The organism is Candidatus Methylacidiphilales bacterium, from assembly GCA_033875315.1.
In the GTDB taxonomy this organism is placed as follows: Bacteria; Verrucomicrobiota; Verrucomicrobiia; order Methylacidiphilales; family CAZTYG01; genus JANRJG01.
The window spans coordinates 22972-42008 of the sequence record JANRJG010000001.1 but is presented as its reverse complement, the minus strand read 5'-3'; the positions used below and the strand labels follow the sequence as shown (position 1 = coordinate 42008).

18 protein-coding genes are annotated in these 19037 nt (G+C 60.6%); 12 read left to right on the top strand and 6 right to left on the bottom strand.

The features are described 5' to 3' along the window. Nucleotides 1-14: 14 nt before the first annotated feature. Both SFU85_00185 and deoC read right to left on the bottom strand, forming a co-directional pair. Nucleotides 15-425: a septal ring lytic transglycosylase RlpA family protein gene (locus SFU85_00185; GenBank protein ID MDX6765187.1), complete on the bottom strand. Its 411-nt coding sequence runs from the start codon at nt 423-425 to the stop codon at nt 15-17. Nucleotides 426-538: 113 nt separating this feature from the next. Next, nucleotides 539-1201 (bottom strand): deoxyribose-phosphate aldolase, encoded by a 663-nt coding sequence (gene deoC / locus SFU85_00180; protein MDX6765186.1) that lies wholly within the window; start codon nt 1199-1201, stop codon nt 539-541. A gap of 305 nt (nt 1202-1506) precedes the next feature. On the opposite strand from deoC, the gene SFU85_00175 reads away from it, so the two are divergent. Together SFU85_00175 and SFU85_00170 are read left to right on the top strand one after the other, a co-directional pair. Further along, a complete protein-coding gene (locus tag SFU85_00175; protein MDX6765185.1) occupies nt 1507-2382 on the top strand; it encodes a mechanosensitive ion channel in 876 nt (291 codons plus the stop codon). A 31-nt stretch (nt 2383-2413) separates the two neighbouring features. Continuing rightward, nucleotides 2414-3706, top strand: a complete 1293-nt coding sequence (locus SFU85_00170) for an aspartate aminotransferase family protein (GenBank protein ID MDX6765184.1) — start codon at nt 2414-2416, stop codon at nt 3704-3706. A gap of 62 nt (nt 3707-3768) precedes the next feature. Here SFU85_00170 and SFU85_00165 read toward each other — a convergent pair whose 3' ends face one another. After that, nucleotides 3769-4104: a Dabb family protein gene (locus tag SFU85_00165; protein ID MDX6765183.1), complete on the bottom strand. Its 336-nt coding sequence runs from the start codon at nt 4102-4104 to the stop codon at nt 3769-3771. A gap of 95 nt (nt 4105-4199) precedes the next feature. Between SFU85_00165 and SFU85_00160 the strand changes: the two genes are divergently transcribed. Further along, nucleotides 4200-4709: a polymer-forming cytoskeletal protein gene (locus tag SFU85_00160; GenBank protein MDX6765182.1), complete on the top strand. Its 510-nt coding sequence runs from the start codon at nt 4200-4202 to the stop codon at nt 4707-4709. A gap of 78 nt (nt 4710-4787) precedes the next feature. Further along, nucleotides 4788-6017, top strand: a complete 1230-nt coding sequence (locus tag SFU85_00155; protein ID MDX6765181.1) for a peptidylprolyl isomerase — start codon at nt 4788-4790, stop codon at nt 6015-6017. Between the two features lie 17 nt (nt 6018-6034). Here the strand turns inward: SFU85_00155 and SFU85_00150 are convergent, their stop codons facing one another. The 3 genes from SFU85_00150 to SFU85_00140 form a co-directional block, all read right to left on the bottom strand. Continuing rightward, nucleotides 6035-7504 carry a hypothetical protein gene (locus SFU85_00150; protein MDX6765180.1) on the bottom strand — a complete coding sequence of 490 codons (1470 nt, stop codon included), beginning with the start codon at nt 7502-7504 and terminating at the stop codon, nt 6035-6037. Nucleotides 7505-7575: 71 nt separating this feature from the next. Then, nucleotides 7576-8511 (bottom strand): hypothetical protein, encoded by a 936-nt coding sequence (locus tag SFU85_00145; protein ID MDX6765179.1) that lies wholly within the window; start codon nt 8509-8511, stop codon nt 7576-7578. A 7-nt stretch (nt 8512-8518) separates the two neighbouring features. Beyond that, the gene (locus tag SFU85_00140) at nt 8519-10222 is read right to left on the bottom strand and encodes a cyclic nucleotide-binding domain-containing protein (GenBank protein MDX6765178.1); all 1704 of its coding nucleotides are present in this window, start codon (nt 10220-10222) and stop codon (nt 8519-8521) included. A 109-nt stretch (nt 10223-10331) separates the two neighbouring features. Here SFU85_00140 and SFU85_00135 point away from each other — a divergent pair, with 109 nt between their 5' ends. From SFU85_00135 to SFU85_00100, 8 genes are all read left to right on the top strand, one after another. Next, complete coding sequence (locus tag SFU85_00135; protein MDX6765177.1) at nt 10332-11393, top strand: multiheme c-type cytochrome; 1062 nt, start codon at nt 10332-10334, stop codon at nt 11391-11393. A 91-nt stretch (nt 11394-11484) separates the two neighbouring features. Next, nucleotides 11485-12483: a tryptophan--tRNA ligase gene (gene trpS, locus SFU85_00130; protein MDX6765176.1), complete on the top strand. Its 999-nt coding sequence runs from the start codon at nt 11485-11487 to the stop codon at nt 12481-12483. After that, a complete protein-coding gene (locus tag SFU85_00125; GenBank protein MDX6765175.1) occupies nt 12480-13232 on the top strand; it encodes a segregation/condensation protein A in 753 nt (250 codons plus the stop codon). Before trpS ends, SFU85_00125 begins: the two co-directional genes overlap by 4 nt. An 18-nt stretch (nt 13233-13250) precedes the next feature. Further along, on the top strand, nt 13251-13889 hold the full coding sequence (scpB, locus tag SFU85_00120) for an SMC-Scp complex subunit ScpB (protein MDX6765174.1): 639 nt from the start codon (nt 13251-13253) through the stop codon (nt 13887-13889). Beyond that, the gene (pheA, locus tag SFU85_00115; protein MDX6765173.1) at nt 13849-14919 is read left to right on the top strand and encodes a prephenate dehydratase; all 1071 of its coding nucleotides are present in this window, start codon (nt 13849-13851) and stop codon (nt 14917-14919) included. The genes scpB and pheA overlap by 41 nt, the downstream gene beginning before the upstream one ends. Before the next feature lie 892 nt (nt 14920-15811). Continuing rightward, a complete protein-coding gene (locus tag SFU85_00110) occupies nt 15812-17053 on the top strand; it encodes a hypothetical protein (protein ID MDX6765172.1) in 1242 nt (413 codons plus the stop codon). Between the two features lie 89 nt (nt 17054-17142). Beyond that, nucleotides 17143-17931, top strand: a complete 789-nt coding sequence (locus SFU85_00105) for a 50S ribosomal protein L11 methyltransferase (GenBank protein MDX6765171.1) — start codon at nt 17143-17145, stop codon at nt 17929-17931. 118 nt (nt 17932-18049) lie between these two features. Then, nucleotides 18050-18826, top strand: coding sequence for an ABC transporter ATP-binding protein (locus SFU85_00100; GenBank protein MDX6765170.1), 777 nt, complete (start codon nt 18050-18052; stop codon nt 18824-18826). The last annotated feature ends 211 nt before the right edge of the window (nt 18827-19037 follow it).

Sequence of the window (19037 nt, the reverse complement as noted above, 5' to 3'; positions counted from 1 at the left end):
CTGCAGGAGGAGGGTCAGAGCATCTCGATTTTTACCCGGGTCACGCCCTGGTTGAGCATGCCGATCTTTTTGGCGGCGGCGTAGGAAATGTCGATTTCGCGACCCCTGATGAACGGGCCGCGGTCATTGATGCGGACAATGACGGATTTCCCGTTGGCGAGATTGGTGACGCGCACCCGGGAATGGAAGGGCAGGGTTTTGTGGGCCGCTGTCAGGGCGTATTGGTTGAACTTTTCTCCCGATGCGGTGGGTCCGCCGTGGGCCCTTCCTCCATACCACGAAGCCCTGCATTCAAGCTTTTTGGGAAAAGCCGGGGAATGGGGGGTGCTTTTGCTTTTTTCCGATTGGGGCTCACTCGCGGCGGGGCAGAGCGAAACCGAGAAGATCAAGATCAACAGAGAAAGCCAAGGTTTGAAGGGATTCATGTTCTCTAGCATGGGGGTTGAACCCAAGCCGTCTATGGGGAGAACACCCCTGCTGGAAGCCTTTTAGGCGGGACAGAATGCCAGAAGTCTGCTGACAGGAAACGGGGCGGACTTCAATAGCCCGCTCCACCCACTGATCCTTTGACGATGGCGACCCCGGCCGAGGTGCCGAGCCGGTTGGCCCCGGCGACCACCATGGCCTCGGCGGCGGCCAGATCCTTGATACCCCCGGAGGCTTTGACTCCCATGGAGGGGCCCACGGTTTTCCGCATCAAGGCAACGGCCTCGATGGTGGCCCCGCCGGAGCTGAATCCGGTGGAGGTTTTGACGAAATGGGCCCCGGCTTTCTGCGCGGCCTTGCAGCATTCGACGATCTCGTGGTCGGTCAGGAGGCAGGTTTCCAGGATAACCTTGACGGTTTTACCCTGCGCGGCCGAGACCACTTCGTGGATCTCATGTTCGATGAAGTTCCAGTGGGCTTCCTTGGCGGCGCCGATGTTTTGGACCACGTCGACTTCGTCGGCTCCTGCCTTGATGGCGTCCTGGGTGGCGTGCATTTTCGACTGGGGGAGTCCCGCGCCAAGGGGGAAACCGATGACGGTGCAAACCTTCACGCCGGAGCCGTTGAGGAGCTTCTTGGCGTCGCTGATCCAGTAGGGGTTGATGCAGACGGAAAAGAACCCGTGTTCGCGGGCTTCGGTGCAAAGCTGCTCGATTTGGGTGCGGGTGGCCTCGGGTTTGAGGAGGGTGTGGTCGATGAGGGTGGCGATTTCCATGGAAGCATTAACCCGCAAGCCCAACACTTTAGCAAGGTTGGAAATCTATCCCGGCGGGCGGGATCAGAAGTCGAAATGACTCCGCAATTCGTTCAGGTAGGAATGGCCATAGCTATCATGCTGGGGAGCAAGTTATCAGTCACGTCTTCGCATAGCTTTTGGGTTGCCCATCATGGCTGGGGAGCAGAGGTCCATTCACAGGCAGATCGAGGAGTCGCTTCATCCGGTTTTTGAAGGCCATGATGACGGCTCAAGAGTGGAAGGAACAGGATTGCCGAGAACGGCCGCTTCTCTAGATTACCACCATGTCCACGGAAGCCGTCAGCCAAGCCCAAGCCGCCAAAATTGCCCTCGGGCAGGAAGTCCTCGCCAAGGTGATGGATTTTGTCGTGAAGTATTTTTTCCAGATCCTCGGAGCCGCGGTGGTTCTGGCCCTGGGATGGTGGGCGGCGGGCAAGGTTGGGAACTTCGTCACCCGCTTCTGTGAGAAAAAGAATTTGGATGTATTGCTGGCGCGGTTCATCGGCAGCGGAGTGAGGTTCGCGCTCATTGCGTTCATCGTGCTGGCGGCGCTCGACCTGGTCGGCATCTCGGTCACGCCTTTGGTGGCCATCGTGGGCGCCGGCACCCTCGGCATCAGCCTGGCCCTGCAGGGACCCATTTCCAATTATGGCGCCGGGCTGATCATCATCCTGACCCGCCCGTTCACCTTGGGCGACCTGATCCGGGTGGGCGAGTATTCCGGGGTGGTCGAGGAGGTCAAGCTGGGGTTCACCCGCCTGCATACCGAGGACGGCGAAATCATCACCATCCCCAACAAGCAAATCGTGGGCGAGGTCCAGACGAATTCGAAGGGCAACCGGGTGGTGGAATCGGTGGTAGGGGTGGATTACGCCGCCGATATGGACCGCGCGGTTGAAGCGGTGCGGGCGGCGGTATGGTCCGTGCCCGAAGTCGTTCGTGAACCCGTGCCGCAGGTTGGCATCGACAACTTCGGCGACTCGGCCGTGGTGATTGGTTATCGCTACTGGGTGCCTAGCCGGAATTATTTCAATACACGTTATGCGGTCAACCGGGCGGTTTTTGCGGCGTTGAACCGGGCCGGAGTCGCCCTGCCTTTCCCGCAGCGGGTGGTTCACCTCAAGACTGGAAACCCGGGTCGGGAGCCCTTGTCCTTGTGAATCCGCGCCCGCATTCGGCTGGGGGTTGTTCATGCTGCCTGAGATCCTGAGTGGAATTCCCGGACCGCGTTCGCTGGATCTGGCGCGGCGCTTGCGCGCGCATGAGTCGCCCAATGTGACTTTTCTTTCACCGAAGTTCCCGGTTTTTTGGGAACGGGCCGAGGGGGCGAATGTCTGGGATGTGGACGGCAATCGATTCCTTGACGTGACCAGTGGCTTCGGCGTGGCCACGGCGGGCTATGGACGCACGGAGCTGGCGGCCGCTCTGGGCGGGCAGGCAGCCCAGCTGAACCACGGGATGGGCGATGTCCATCCGACCGAGCTCAAGGTGAGGGTTTGCGAGGGGTTGAGCCGGGTGACCTTCGAGCGTTGGGGGCTGGGTTCGGGGAAGGTTCTTTTGGGAAACTCGGGGTTTGAGGCGGTGGAGGCCGCGCTGAAGACAGCTGCGTTGGTGACCGGGCGTCCACGGGTCATTGCCTTCCGCTCGGGTTACCATGGGTTGGGGTTCGGATCACTGGCGGTGACCGGCTTGGAGGCATTCCAGTCGCCCTTCCGCCAGCAACTGGCTGATTTGGCGGAATGGGCACCGTTCCCCGCCAAAGCGGCGGAAATGCCCGACGCCATCCACGCCGTCGAGGCCCTGTCCCGACGACGGGATATTGGTGCGATCTTGGTGGAACCGATCCAGGGGCGGGGGGGCGAGATCATCCCGCCGAAGGGCTTTTTGCCCGAACTGCGCCGCATCGCCGACGCGGCGGGGATTCTGTTGATTTACGACGAGATATACACGGGCTTCTTTCGCACCGGGCGATTCTTTGCCTGCGAATATGAAAAGGTTTATCCGGACTTGATTTGTCTGGGAAAGGCTCTGACGGGATGTCTGCCGGTTTCTGCTTGTGTGGGCCGGGCGTCGGTGATGGATGCCTGGCCGGTTTCGACTGGAGAAGCCCTGCACACCAGCACTTTTCTGGGTTCGCCCCTGGGGATGCGGGCGGTGTTGGAATCACTGGCTTTCTGGGAACAACCGGGGCGGGATAACGAGGCCCGTCTGGCCGAGGCGCGGTGGTGTGAGGCCCTGGCCCCATTGATGGCTTCGGCCAAGGTGCGGGAAATCCGCGGACGGGGATTGCTTTGGGGGGTGGAATTGAAGCGGAAAGTTGCGGCGGGCAAGCTGATGGAGTCCTGCCTTGCCGAAGGGTTGATTGTGCTCGGTGGCGGTCCGCTGGGAAATGTCCTCAGTCTCTCGCCGCCGTTGGTGATGACGCCGGAGCAGGTGGCTTGGGCGGGCCAATGCTTGGGACGCAGTCTGCGCGTAGCCGGATAAATTCAGTCAACCCTCATTCCGGGCCGGCAAGTCCGGGAAAGTGTGTCCGGTCCGTTTTCCGTTCAGGAATAGGCCACGTCTTTGCCGGGATCCATTTCGTAGTCGAATTCGGTCAGGGTGGTGACATTGGGTTCGATGACCTGTTTTTCATACTGCACCCAGAGGGCGCTTGCCCGGGCGGTGTTCAACTTGGACATGTTTTCGAAATCCATCGAAACAAAGACGTCATGGGGGTTCTTTTTGACGTCGATCTTCTTGCCGCAGCGGAGGTTCATGACCTCGGCGATTTTCAGGAGGCGGATGCGAGTTTCGACCATGATGTTTTCGGTCTGAGCAGGGGTGACGTCGGACTTGAGTTTGAAGAGCATGAGGTGGTGGACCATGGCGGCAGGAAGCATGGACTCGCGGGCAGGGGGGGGTCAACCCGGATATTTGCCCGCAATCCCCATGCGAATCCGCTCGACTCCCCCGGTAAATGCGTTTGAATCCGCTCATGTTCACGGACGTGTTCAAGAAAGGCGCCGAATTGGCAGCCGAAGACAAACTCACCTTTCCCCCACTCAAAGGAGTCAAAGAAGCCATGGAACCCACCCGCAGCACCAAGTCCACCAACGCCCACATTTCCGAGGATGTCGAGTTCAAGGGCACTCTGTGTTTTTCATCGAGCATGGAGATCAACGGACGCTTTGAAGGCGAGATCATTGCCGACGGACCGCTGATCATCGGCGAGAGCGCGGTGGTCAAGGCGGATATCCAGGCCCAGTCCACCGTGGTCATCCGTGGCAAGATGCAGGGCAACATCGATGCCAAGGACAAAGTGGAGGTGGCGGCCAAGGCCCAGCTTTACGGCGATGTGGTGTCGCCGCGTTTCAGCCTGAGCGATGGGGCCACCTTTGTCGGCAATTCACGCACGACAGAAAAGACCGCGCCCCCGGCCGACTTTGGCAATCTCTTCAACCGGCTGGAAAAGCCGGCCCGCAATACCCCGTCCCCGATTGTCTGAAGATTCCTCCTCTTTAGGGGGTCCGGATCATCCATTCCGAACGAACCGCTGAACCAGAGTATGTTCCGACAAGGGATCATGTTCATGGCATGCGTCGCGGCGGTTCTGGCTGCTCCGGCAGGCGCGCAATCCCAGATTTTTGCCGACGTCCAGCTCACGGGCGGGGTGGTTGGGAACTTCACCATCACCTTGGAGCCCGTCAAGGCTCCGGTGGCCGTGGCCAATTTCATCGGATTGGCCACCGGTCGCAACGCCTGGATTGATCCGGCCACCGGCCGCCTGCGCAACGATCCTTTTTACCAAGGACTGACCTTCCATCGCGTCGTGGCCAACTTTGTCTCGCAAACCGGTTCCCGCAATGGCCAGGGCACCGACGGGCCCGGCTATTCCTTTGCCAACGAGATTGATCCCAGTCTCAGCCATGCCACACCCTACACCGTGGCCATGGCCAATTCCGGCGGCGCGTATTCCAACGGTTCCCAGTTTTACATCACCACGGGAAACGCCACGGCTGCACCGACGGGCCTCGATGGCAGTTACACCATCTTTGGCCGTGTCACCTCGGGGGCCGCTGTCTGCGATGCCCTGAATGCCGTGACGACGAACGCCACTTCCGTCCCGCTGACCCCGGTGACGATTGCTTCGGTCAACATTTACGGCCCGTCTTATTCCAGCTTCAACCTCCAGCCCAACGGACTTCCCAAGGTCGTGGGGGGGCGTCCCTCGCTGACCCGGAACGGCACGGCCACCACCCTGGGCTACGACCGGCAGCCCTATTCCTCATACTTCGGGTCCAACAGCACCGATCTGGTGAGTTGGACGCGGTTCGTCAATGATGTCTATTTCCACGGTGTTGCCCCCACGGGAGATGTCGATGTGACCGGCCAAGCCTCGGGTGCGAGGGCTTTTTTCCAGTATTCCCGGGTGGATTACAGCTTGGCCCGCAACCCCTTCATACCGGCTTCGGTCGCCAATAAAACCTTCACCTTCCCCGGGCTCTTCGGCACCCAACAGGTGCAGATGACCATCAACGCCGCCGGTACGGGTGGGAATTATAGTTACACTTTTGACGGCATCTCGAGCCAGGGCGGCAACCTAACCCAGGTCTTCTACGCGGTGGGCAATTCCACTTACAGCCTCCGCCCGGCCTATGCTCCCTATCTTTTTGTGCAGTGGGATGGGACCAACCCGGTTCAGATCGCCTTTGACCGCTTGGAATACTCCTCCTCCAGCAGCGGCAAACATTATGGCCGGAGCAATGTCGGGGGTTTTTCGAATCTCTCCGGCATTTTCAACTCTGTACCCTAGGTGCGGTAATGGCCGCATCAGCGGACTTCGGTCGCCGTCATGAGGGATTTGAGCGTCTTCGGAGCTGCGGATGATGCGGTTTTTTGGAAATGGGCATGGGCGGCCGGCGCGGTGGGGTGGGGATGGTAGCTGTGGCAGGTCTCACAACTGGCGACAATACCCCCCTGGGCGCTGTGGCACTTCTGGCAACTGACCATCGTGGGCATGAGGATGTCGCTCGTCAGATGGCTGGCTTCGGCCTGATGGCACTCGCTGCAGCTCACATGCTGGTGTTTGGCGTGATTGAAAAAGGCACGTCCCAGCCAGCGATCCGGGGTGGTTGGGGCTTTGACAACCGGCGTATTGGTGGCCTGGCCGCCAACCTGGTGGCAGTAGGCACAACCGGCAAAGCGGGCCCGGCCCTCCTCGGGCATACCCTTGATCGCACCGGTCGGACCTTTGTCGGCATCGCTGAAGAAAACTTTCTTGGTCAGGTCATCACCGGAACGCACATCCTGTCGTAGGGCTTCGATCTGGGCCATGACGTAGGCCCGGAGTTCGGCCTCGCCGGAAATGCCCCGGGCGCGGCCTTTCTTGGCATATTGGAGCGGTAGACTGGCCAGGTAGGCCTGCACGGCCTCGACACTGCCATGGGGGATGGCGAGGTCGGGATTGCGGGGGTCGAATTGGAGGGAGTGGCAGGCTTGGCAGTTTTTCTCGAAGACCATCGGTTGGAGGTAGGATCCGCTGGGGTCGGGTTGGTGGCAGTAGTTGCAATCCAGCTTCTTTCCCCCGACGAGGGGGATGCCGTCGCCCTTGAGGTGCAGGGCGTGGTTGAAGGCCAGGGAATTCGGGTCTTTGAGTTTTTCCCGGTGGATCTGCCACTCGGGGTGGCCTTTTTCAAAAGAGGTGAAAACGGCGGGCGGGGTGGCCGAACGGCCCGGTTGGAAATGGGTGTGTCCGTCGCGCGGGGTCAGATCAAGGGCCGAGGGTGGCAGGGATCGGGCTGTCGTTTCGGCTGCCCTCATGGTTTGGGTGTTGCCGTGGCAGGAAGCGCAATTGGCGTCGGCCACGGGTTTCATCGGCCCGGCGGTGAGGTGTTCGTGGTGGCAGGCGGTGCAGGAGTGGGTGCGGGGCGACTGGCTGGCGTGGAAGTCGTGCTGCTGGTGGCACTTCATGCAGGCGGTGTCGACGGGCGAATTTTCGACCGATACCTGGAAGATGGAATTGGGCCGACCGTGGCAGGCGGCACAGTCGTTGGCCAGATCGGCGTGGGCTTGCGAAACCGGGCCCGGATTGTAGATGCGGGATAAGAGGTATTTTCCGGAGACGGAGGATTCCCAAGTGGTGATGATGGTGGCCGCGAGCACGAGCAACAGGGCGGCCAGGGTGCTGTACAGGAAGAGATGCTTGCGCAGGGTGCGAAAGTAGTGGTTCTCCTTGAAATAGGACAGATTGCCGGCGTAGCGCTTGGCGATCTGTTTCAGGCTGGGTTTGGATGAAGACATATCGGACCACTAATAAATACGGATCAATGGGGGTATTCTTTGTTGTGGGGATTTTGTGGTTATGGACCGGTTCAGTAGGCGAAGAGGGCGACACCGATGTGCCAGACAGTCAGGATGATGAGGATGAAGGAAAAGGGGGCGTGGGCCAGAATCCAGCCGTGGAGCCAGTGTTGGAGTTTCGTCTGGAGGTCGAGTTTGCGACGTTCCACGCACAGGTCTTTCAATTCCTCCAGTTGCGGGTGCCAGTGGGCGTGGGTCTGAACGCGCAACTGGATGAAAAAATCCTCGGTTGACTGGACATTGCCGAGGGCGTGGCGGTCGCCGCGGTCCAGTTCCAGGTAGGGCAGGATCGATTCCCGGGTTCCCCGGAGCAGGATGTCTGGGGGTGTGCCGGTTTGGGCCGGCTCCGGGGTGGCGGTGGCTGATGTGGCTGCGGAATCAGCGTTCGGATCCGGTTCCTGAACCGTTTCAGCAGGCGCGGGCGGGTGGCAGGCCTCGGCAAGGGACTTTTCGATGGCCTGGGCCCGGCTGACGATTTGGCCGCGAAGGAAAGGGATTTGCTCGAAGACGACCTCATCCGGCAGGCGGTCGATCATCATGCGGGGAAGCACATGTTGGAGCAGGAGTCCATAGACACCACTGAGCATCACGGCTAGGTAGATGCCCATGAGGAGGGACGTTTGAAAACCACCGAAGCGGAACCCGCAGTGGAAGAGGATGAGCGGAACGGTGAGGAAAGTCAGCCAGATGTGGCCCTTCATCCAGAACTGCATCCGTCCGATGCGCCAGCTGGGGTGTTTGCGCCGCCAGCCCAAAAGCGCGGCGAAAAGGAAGATGAGAAAGGACACCATGCCAAAGAACAGACCCAGCAGACTGCCACCGAAACTTTCATGGAGCGAACCGGGGATGAGGCCCGAGTAAAAAGTCAGGTAATAGGCAAGCCCGGCCAGGAAGGTGGCGATGCCCGTGGTGACGGCCCAGATGCGGTGGCTTCGGTCGATGATCATGGGAGGGTCAATGGGTGGTGCGGAAATGGGCGCGTTGGATGGGTTTTTTCTCGCCCATCAGCAATCCGGACAGACCGGGCATTCTCCGGGAGAAGAAGTCGACCGGATTGACGCGCATGGCGGCGTCGTGCGGACAGGCATAGACGCAGCTCGGAGTGGCCAGGTCGGTGCAGAGGTCGCAGGTGGTGGCCTTGCTTGTGGCGGCGGGTTTCTTGGCCGCCGGGGTGGCTGTGGCCGGTGGTGTTTCCGGTTTTTTGTTTGCCGTTTCCGCTTTGTCCAGCTTCCACTCGATGGGATGCATGGTGATGTTGCCGTAGGGACAGAGCTCGGCGCACTTGGTGCAACCGATGCACCAGTCCTCAATGACGATTTCCAGGCTTTCCTTCCGGCGGATGGAACCGACCGGGCACTGGGTCATGCAGAGCGGGTCCTGGCAGGATCGGCAGGCGGTGGCCACGAGGTAATTCTGGTAGCGGGTGCCGTCGCGGAGGAGACGGGTGACCCCTTCATGGGCTTCGGCACAGGCCTGCACGCAAAGATCGCAACGGGTGCACTTTTCGAGATCGATGAGGAGGAGGTTTTGCGCCTGGAGGAGACCGAGGTCGAGGGCTTCCCGCAGAGTGGAACTCGCGGGGAGCGAAGCCGGGCGCTCCCGGCTGGAAGGAGCCAGACGCTGGTCGACGACGGCCTCGATCGTTTGCGCCACCGAGGGATAGGCGGCCAGCATGGCATGGAAGTCGTCGGCGCCGATGACCACGAGGTCGACCGTGTCGGTGGCGGTGCAGGTGGCGGTGCGGGGGAGACGGCGGACCAGCCCGATTTCCCCGAAGTAGTCGCCACGGGAAAGATAGGTGAGGACCATTTCGCCCCCGGGCATGCCCTGGCTCACCTTTACCATCCCCTGGCGGATGAGGTAGAAGCGGTCGGCGGGGTCGTTCTCACGACAGATGACCTGGCCCTTGTAGAAGGTTTGCAGTCCGGCCCGGGCGCAGAGCTGTTGGACGAAGGATTCATCGAGCGATTCAAAGATCGGGACGTTGCGGATGTGGTTGAGCAGGGCGCGCTCGCGGTATTTTTTGTCGAGTTCGGCTTTGAAGGAGGTGCCCTTGAAGGTGGGGGCTTTGACCTTGGTGGTCGATTTGATCTCCTCCATGATATCGCGCGTGCCCACGAGCATATCGAGGACGACCCGGAGCATCTCGACCATGACGCAATCCTCGCGTGCGCGCACCGTGGCGGACCGGGGTTGGAAGGTACGGCAGGTCATCTCCCCGAAAAGTTCCCCCGCACCCAGTTGGGCGATGGGGGAGCCGACGGCGAGGTCGACACTGGCATCGACGGGGATCCAGCGGCGACGGGGAGGGGTGTCCTTGCGGCCATCGTTGGTTTCAGGCCGGAGCGCACTCTTCATGCGGGCGATGGTGCGGCCGAAGAATCCGCCGGTTTGCAGGGAAGTGGTGATGTGGGCCTGGGGTGAGGCGATGAAGATGTCCACACTGCCCGAGACGATGTAAAAGGCGGTGGAACCGAAGTCACCCTCGCGGCAGACGAGGTCGCCGGCCTTGAAATGGCGGACGGAGGCGGCGCCTTCGGCGAATTTGGTGAAGACTCCCTTGGGAACCTCGCCGAGGGCGGGAAGGAAGCCGAGCAGCCGATCGCAGCTCAGGGCCTCTCCCTGACCAAGTTTGCTTTCCATTGGAACGGTGACCATCTATGACTTTGGTAACAGAGTACATGCCAATCTCAAGGACGCTTGTGTGAGAATTTCAAAAAATTGCCCGGACCTGAACATCGGCCATAAGCGCCCACCAAAGCTGGAAATGAAGGCGTTCGTCCTGTTTTCATCGGCGTTTGCGTTTGGGCCGTTGCTGTTGGCAGCAGCCCCCGACTTTGTCGGCTCCAAGAATTGTTCGACGAGCGGATGCCACGGCGGTGCGGGGGACCTCTCCAAGCAATACACCGTGTGGTTCCGGGCTGATCCGCACTCGCGTGGCCACAGCACACTGACCACGGCACGTTCGGCCCGGATGGCCGAGGCGTTGGGCATGGCCGATGCGGCCCGGGATGCGCGTTGCACCACTTGTCATGCCCCATTTGCCGCAGTGGCACCGGAGAGGCTGGCGGCCTCGGCCCGGATTGAGGAGGGGATATCCTGCGAGTCGTGCCACGGAGCTGCGGAGGGTTGGTGGCGCTCGCACACCCGGAAAGACTACAGCCGGGGGCAGCGGGTGGCGGCAGGGATGCGTGATTTGCAGGATCTCTATCTCCGGGCCAATACCTGCGTGGCCTGCCACCAAGTGATTGATCCGGAACTGGTCAGGGCCGGACACCCCCGGTTGCATTTTGAATTGGAGTCGCACCAGGAACGCGAGCCGCGGCATTGGAAAGAAATCTGGGGCGGACCCCAGGCATGGATCACCGGTCAATTGGCGGTGCTGCGTGAATTGGCCCATCGCCGCAAGACTGCGGAGGATGACGTGGTGCGCGAGGACTGGGAATCCACCCTGTGGGTTTTGAAGGAAATCCTGCCAGCGGCAGAATTCGCACGTGTCTTGCCTGAGCAGCCCGACGCGGTTGTCTGTGATGATTTTGCCCGCCAGTTGGCCGGGGGAAAATGGAATGACAACCAGACCGAGGCGGTTTTCAAACGGTTGGGCCAGTTGGCCGGCGGGATGGCATCCCGGCCGGCATGGACGGCGATGGATGCCGCCCGCTGGCGCAAGCTTGCCGGTGGTCTGGCAGCGGTCGGGGCCTCGATGCCCGGAGCCAAAGAAGAACGGTTCCGCGAGGCCCTGGAACGCTTGCGTAAACCTCTCGACCCCGGAGCCAAAGGACCGAGGGTCTCGTTGGCGGATGATTTGAAGATTGTGGCGGGGCGTTGACTTCACTCAGCAGCTGAAAACCCTTGATCTGGCCAATGGGAGAGGGGCAGGCGGTGCCGAGCGGCAAAACTCCCCAAAAAATCTTCTGGAAGTGCTTGCCTCTGTCGGGCATCCCTATTCGATGCGCGTCTTGTCGGGAATCCAGCCTTCGGGGGCAGCCCATCTCGGGAATTACTTCGGGATGATGCGGCCGGCCATCGAGCTCCAGGCCCGGCACGAGGGGTGCTTTTATTTTATCGCGGACTACCACGCCCTGACCTCGGCCGGAGAATCCGGTGGATTGGAACAGAGGGTGCAGGATCTGGCCGTGGACTTCCTTGCCTGCGGTTTGGACCCTTCGCGGACGGTTTTTTACCGCCAGAGCGCCGTGCCCGAGGTGCATGAACTCGCCTGGTATCTTTCACAGGTCACCCCGGTGGGCTTGCTCGAGCGTTGTCACAGCTACAAAGACAAAACATCCCGGGGCCTGGCCGCCAATCACGGTCTCTTTGCCTACCCGGTCCTGATGGCCGCGGACATCCTCTTATACGACGCCGACCTCGTCCCGGTGGGAAAGGACCAAAAACAACACCTCGAAGTCACCCGCGACATCGCCCAGAAGTTCAACGAAGCCTTCGGTCCGGTGTTCAAGCTGCCCGAGCCATCGATCCGCGAAGAAACCGCAACGCTTCCGGGATTGGATGGCCAGAAGATGTCCAAGTCCTATCATAACACGCTCGACTTGTTCGCCCCGGAAAAGGAATTCCGCAAAAAGATCATGTCGCTCAAGACCGACTCGACTCCGGTCGAAGCGCCCAAACCCATCGAGGGTTCGCTCCTGCTGGCCTTGGCCAAACCAGCCGCCTCGGACGAACAGTTTGCGGCCTTGGTTTCCAGCATGCAGGCGGGAGGCAGGGGCTACGGCGACTACAAAAAGGAACTGTTTGAACTGCTCTGGGAATTCCTGCGTCCGATGCGGGAAAAACGCGCCGAACTGGCCGCCGACCCCGGCTGGGTCGCGGGGGTTCTCCAGCAGGGCGGTGAGAAAGCACGCGTGGTCGCGGCCACCACCCTCGAACGTGTGCGGAAAGCGGTCGGTATCCAACCATGAGTGAAATCACCGATCTGCCGACAGACCCCTGGCGTGTCTCCCTGCCCTCATTCGAGGGCCCCCTCGACCTTTTGCTGTACCTCATCAAGAAAACCGAGGTCGACATCTACGACATCGAGATTGCCAGCATCACCGACCAGTACCTTTCTTATCTCGATCACATGGTGAAACAGGATCTGGAAGTTGCGGGCGAGTTCCTGGTCGTCGCGGCCAACCTGATCTATATCAAAAGCCGCACCCTTCTGCCCGAAGACCAGCAACCGCCCGAGGAGGATGCCGAGGAGGAAGACCCGCGCTGGGAGCTGATCAAGCAATTGGTCGAATACAAGAAATTCAAGGATGCGGCGGGTAACTTGGGCGAACGGGAGCGGCTCCGGGAGCTCATCTTCCACCGCGAAGCCAAACCGGTCCTTGCCGTCAGCCAGGAACCCGCGGCCAAGCCGGGGCTCGGGCGGGTCGGGGTCATTGACCTGGTCAAGGCCTTCCAGACCGTGCTCCAGCGGGCGCGTGAGCGCGACGGCTTCAAGGAAATCTACGAGGACAAATACACCGTCAGCGACAAGATCCAGTCCATCCTGGCCCTGATCGAGAAGCAGGCGCGGCTTCGTTTCTTCGAACTCTTCCATGACATGACCTCACGCACCGAAATTGCCGTGACCTTTCTTGCCTTGCTGGAGCTGATCCGGCTAAAACAACTCAAGTGCGTCCAGTCGGATGTCTTTGGAGACATCGACATCCTGCGCGCTTGAACGCATCCCGTCTTTCCCATGGAACTGCCCACACTCCTCGAAGCCATCCTTTTTGTTGCCGACAAGCCGGTCCCGGTGGGCGACCTCCTCGAACTCGTCCGCAAGAATGGGAGGGAAGGGGAGCCCTCGCCATTTGCCTCGGCCGTGGAATCGGACATCCGTTCGGCCCTGGCGGTGCTGGATTCCTCGCTGGCCCCCCGGGCCATCCAGCTGGAGGAAGTCGCGGGTGGATTCCGACTGGCCACCCGACCGGACTACGGTCCCTGGTTGGGTCATCTTTTCGCACACGAATCCAAGCCACCCAAACTCAGCCAGCCCGCGCTTGAGACCCTGGCGGTCATCGCCTACCGCCAGCCCATTTCGCGGGCGGAAATCGAAGCGGTGCGCGGCGTGGCCGTGGGGGGTGTGTTGGAAACCCTGTGCGACCGCGAAGTGGTCCGTGTGGCCGGGCGTGCGGATGTTCCCGGTCGGCCCTTGCTTTACGAAACCACCCCGTATTTCCTTGAACACTTCGGCCTGCGCGACATCAACGACCTACCGAACGTGGAAGAACTCAAGCGCGTCAAGCTGCCGGACCCGCCTGAGCCGACCTCCGAGGTACAACAGGACCTGATCCATGAACCTTCAGAAATTGCGCCTGCAGATCGACAAGATTGACGCCCGGCTGCTCGCCCTGCTGAATGCCCGCACCCGGCTGGCTGAACGGGTGGGCAAGCTCAAGCGTTCGTCCGGACAGGCTGTCTTCGCACCCGAACGCGAGGAAATCCTCCTGCGCAGCCTGGCCAAATCCAATCCGGGTCCCCTGACCAACGATTCCCTTCGTGCCATCTACCGGGAGATCCTCTCCGCCTCCCGCAGCCGCCAGAAGCCACTCACGGTGGGCTATTTTGGTTCCGAGGGCAGCTACTGCCACCAGGCGGCCCTCAGTCGTTTTGGGGCGGGAGACAGCTATGTTTCGGCCCCGACCATTCCGGAAGTCTTCGCCCTGCTCGATCGCGACGAAATCGACACCTGCGTGGTTCCGGTGGAAAATTCGATCGAAGGCGGGGTCAATGCCACTTTGGACATGCTGGTGCAGACCGACCTGAAGATCTGCGGTGAAATCTGCATCCGCATCCGCCATGTTTTGATGGCCCGTCCGGGCACGCAAAAGATCAACAAGATTTACTCCCATCCCCAGGCCTTTGGACAGTGCCGCCAATGGTTGCTCCGCCATTACCCGGGCGTGCGCTTGGTCGAAAGTTCCAGCACATCCCACGGGGCCGAATTGGCCGCAAACGAAGCAGGCAGCGCCGCCATCGCCAGCCAGTTCGCCGCCCGCCGGTGCGGACTCGAAGTGCTCCACACCAACATCCAGGACGCACGCCGCAACATGACCCGGTTCCTCGTCCTCAACCGTACGCCCGCCGGACCCAGCGGCGACGACAAAACCAGCCTCCTTTTTTCCGTCTCGCATGAAGTGGGGGCACTCGGTAAGATTCTACGTGTCTTCTCGGATCGCGAAATCAACTTGGAAAAAATCGAATCTCGGCCGGCTATGCAGAAGGAATGGGAATATCTTTTTTTCGTGGATGTCTGCGGTCACAGCCAGGATGCGGACTTGGCGGCCACCTTGGATGCCATCCGACCCAAGACCCTTTGGTTGAAAGTGCTCGGTTCATATCCCAGGGCGCACCGACATGACTGACGAAACCAATAAACCCCCGGGCCAGCCATCGGTGGTTCCCGATCCCTTTACCGCGGATGGAGCTGCTCCGGCCAAGCCCTCTTCTTCACCGACGGCAGTTCCGATTCCTCCGCCCTCCGCCAAAAGCAAAGAGACTTCGGGCAAAGGGGAGTCCCGTTTCCTGCGCAACTATCAATCCAAGGGTGTCGGAGGAGAGGCCTTGCCTCCTGCACCTGTTGACGATCTGTTCAATGGAACAGCCGCCACGGACCAAGTCCCCAAATCCCAACCATCTGGGACTCCCGTGCCGCAAGCCCCGGCCTCTTCCAGAGCTAAAGTTGCTCCCGCGACCGAATCAGTTGCACATGATGCGGGCCCTCCTTCATCGCCTGCAAGCCCTGCCGAGGCGCGCTTGCGCTCTACGGTGTGGATTCCCTCTTCCGAGCTCCCGCCTCCACCCCCCCCCGTTCCGACCCTTGTGGTTCCCACGGGGGTTATCACTGGATCCCAAATAACCCCCACTGTAGAGCCCGAATCCAAGGCCCAAGTCCAATTGGAGAAGTCCGCGCCTGAACCGGATACGGCACGCGTCGCTACCACTCCTCCGGAAGCGGGACGCTCAAGCGGTGTGGTTCCCCCGCCGCCCCCCGCTGTTCCGCAGATTCCTCCGCTCTCCGCCCCCCCGCAAGAAAAAGTCCCGCTTCCTCCGCTTCCAGTAGTAACTAACGAGTCAGTTGAAACAAAAGTCCCCCCTCCGACTCCAAAGTTGCCCGCCACTCCACCCCCGCCGGTGGCTCCGCGTGTGGCCGCGCCCGAAGCCGGACGCCCGGTTTCAGCATTGCCGCCCCCCCCTCCAGGTTCAAAATCTGTCGCTGCCCCTATCCCGGGACCATCCGCCAAGCCCAAGGCGTCCGTGGCCTCTGAGACCCCGGCTGCAAAAGAAGCGAAACCAGGCCCGGGCAATGAGACTGCCGCATCCCGGCCGACCCCGGTCCGTGATTTGCGCCGTCCGCGGGTCACCCTCAAGCCGGTGCCCGTGGGACAGAACCGGGCCAGTTGGAAAACCCCGGCAGCCATCGTTGGCATTCTTGCCTTCCTCGTGATCAGCGCGGTAAGCATTTACCTGCTCAACCGCGAGACGATCCTTGATATCAACGTCGAGCCCGGACAATACCAACTCCAGCCAAAAGCATTCGTTGTCTTCAACTTCGCCGGAAAAACCAGCATGTTGAAACGGGATTTCCTGGCCCGCCAGGCCCCCTTGCTTGAACAGCTCGACCAACAACGCGAACAACTGGCCTCGGCCAAGAGCGACCTCGCTTCCCGCCAACAACGCCGCGACCTGCTCAGCGAGTCCAGCGACCAACTGCAGAAGGAAATCCCCCAGATCCTGGAGCGAAGCCAGAAAGAATTGGACCAATTCTGGGAAAAGCAGGGCATGGCCCTCAAGGAGGAGTACAATTCCTTCCGCGACAGCCTCCACCAGGAAATCCAGGACCGGGCCAAACAGCTCGGTCTGAAGTATCAGAAAAACCTCGAACTCGATGCCATCGAGGTCGCCGCGAACGCCTTCAGGCTTTCCCTTTACAACGCGCCAACGGGCGTGGCGGTTGACGAGCAGCGCAAATGGTCCGAAGCCCTGTTGAAACGATGGAACGAATTCGAGAAAAAGTGGAACGACAAGCAACTGGAACTGAAGAACAAGGCCATAGCGATCAAACAGGAGCCCGGTCCGCAGGTCGCCGCCGCCCAGGAGCGCATCGAACAACTCCGCTCGGAAATTGCGGCCCTTGATATCGAATTGGGCGCCCTGCGTGATGAGGTCGCCACCTATGAGCAACGACTTCAAGAAGCCCGTCAGGCTTTGGAGGACACGGTGGCTCCTTTCCTGCGCGAATTGCTCAATGTTCCGGGTGACTTCGAGAAGATGACCCTTGATCTTCCCGCGGATGGCCATCTTCTCGTGCGTGACGTGCAAGAGCGCACCGAACTGCCGCCGGGTGAGTACACCCTGTTGGTGCGCGGATTGCTCCAAGACGATGAATACTGGGCCGTGCGCGACTTCACCGTGTTGGAGTACAAAAAGAACGACATCCAGGTTTTGTCCACGGATTTCAAGCCCGCCCGCGATTACCTGATTCCCAAGGACAAGTGACCCGGCGGCACATCTCCCAACACCGGATCCCAGACCGCAAAACAACCGGCACTGTCCACCAATGGCGCCGGTTCATCCCGGTTGGAAGGGTGGAGGCTTGGCTGGACGATCTGGCGGTATTTCCTGATTTGACCCCGGTGGTGACCGAGAAGCCTGGTGCCCGCAGGGCCCTGCTGACGGTTTGCGCGGCACAAGCCTCCATCTTGCATCCGCTCCTTGCTGCTATGGGCGGCTCTGTCCGGGCTTTGCAACCGAACGACTGGCTCCAGCGGCAAAAAAGAAATTTTGTCCTCAGGGTGGGCAGGCAACTGGCGGTCGTCTCCGAATCCGGCCCGGCTCCAGATGGGGTTCCGGTTCTGCGCATACCCGCCGGCATGGCCTTTGGCACAGGAGAACACACCACCACCGCATTGTGCCTCCGCCAGGTGGCGGAGGTCATCCGGAGACGCAAACGTTCCGGCGACTCCTGTCTGCGCTTGATCGATGCTGGTACGGGCAGCGGCATTCTCGCACTGGCCGCGGCCCTCTTGGGCGCAAGGGTCGAGGCCTTCGATGCCGATCCCATTTGCCTGAAGGAGTGCCGGGCCAATGCCTCCCGTCATCCCCAGGTGCCCAAGGTGGAATGGAGACGGGGCGATGTGCTCACTTACCGTCCCCGGCATCAGGCGGATGTGGTGGTGGCCAATCTCTTCGCCGACCTTCTGCGGGCAGCCCTGCCAAGAATGCTCCGGTGGGTCAGACCGGGTGGACTCTTGATCATGTCCGGCATTCTGCGCACGCAGGAAACGGACATCCGGAACGCGCTGGCCCACGGCGGTTACCGGGTGACACGCACCCTGCGACGCGGCAAATGGGTCTGTCTGGTTGCCTCCAAGTGAGCTACGGCAAAACGAGTATTCCTTGGGCCGGTTTCAACCCCGGGCATTTCTGCTCGACGCAAGCCGTCGCATCCTGATGATGTCCGTTGCACGCCAGACGAACGATCCCATTAAACCTATGTCCGATTCCGAAATGCCCTTGGCCAATGCCTACGACTCGGTAATCCAATTTCCCGAACTGAAGGGATTGGGGGGGGGTGAGAAGTCGGCAACTGATGGCGAAAGCAGTGTCCTGCATTGCCGTGGCCTCCATCATTATCTGGGGGAGGGGGAAAGCCGGGTGCATGTCCTCAAGGACGTCAGCATGACCCTTTATCCTGGGAAGATCTATTCGGTCATGGGGCCTTCCGGTTGCGGAAAAAGCACCCTTCTCTACCTTCTCGGGCTGCTGGACCGGCCCTCAGAGGGGAATGTTTGGATAGGTGAACGAGAAACTTCGGCTCTCAACGACGAGGAAATGTCGAACCTGCGCAACCTCCACATCGGCTTTGTCTTCCAGTTCCATTTTCTCCTCCGCGAGTTCAGCGCGCTGGAAAACATCATGATCCCGATGCGCCGGGCCGGACTGTTGGATGAACCGGAGATGCGCAAGCGTGCCGCCCATCTGCTGGACTTGGTCGGACTGGGCGACAAGACCCACCGCCACCCCCATCAGTTGTCCGGTGGGGAGCAGCAACGGGTGGCCATCGCCCGCTCACTGGCCAACAACCCGCGAGTGGTCCTGGCCGACGAACCCACCGGCAATCTGGATACGGCCAACTCCAAAAAAGTTTTTTCCATGATGCGCAAGCTGGCGCATGAGACGCGCCTGAGTATGTTGATTGTCACCCACAACGCCCAGATCGCCGAATCTTCCGACCACACCTACGAGATGCGCGACGGCGTCATGCACTGAACGCAGGCGGCTCAACGGGCCACTCCTCGTCGGAGAACCTTGATGATCCGTTCCTGAATCGATGGGTATGGACGATAACCCGGTGCCCGCGCAACTGCCAATCCGCCCAAAAACAGCAAGACCCAATGGGTGGGAGTTGATTGAAACTCAAAGGGTTTTTTTCATGGAGAAGCCACAATCGCATCGCATGACGGCTCTTGCACATGTTGAC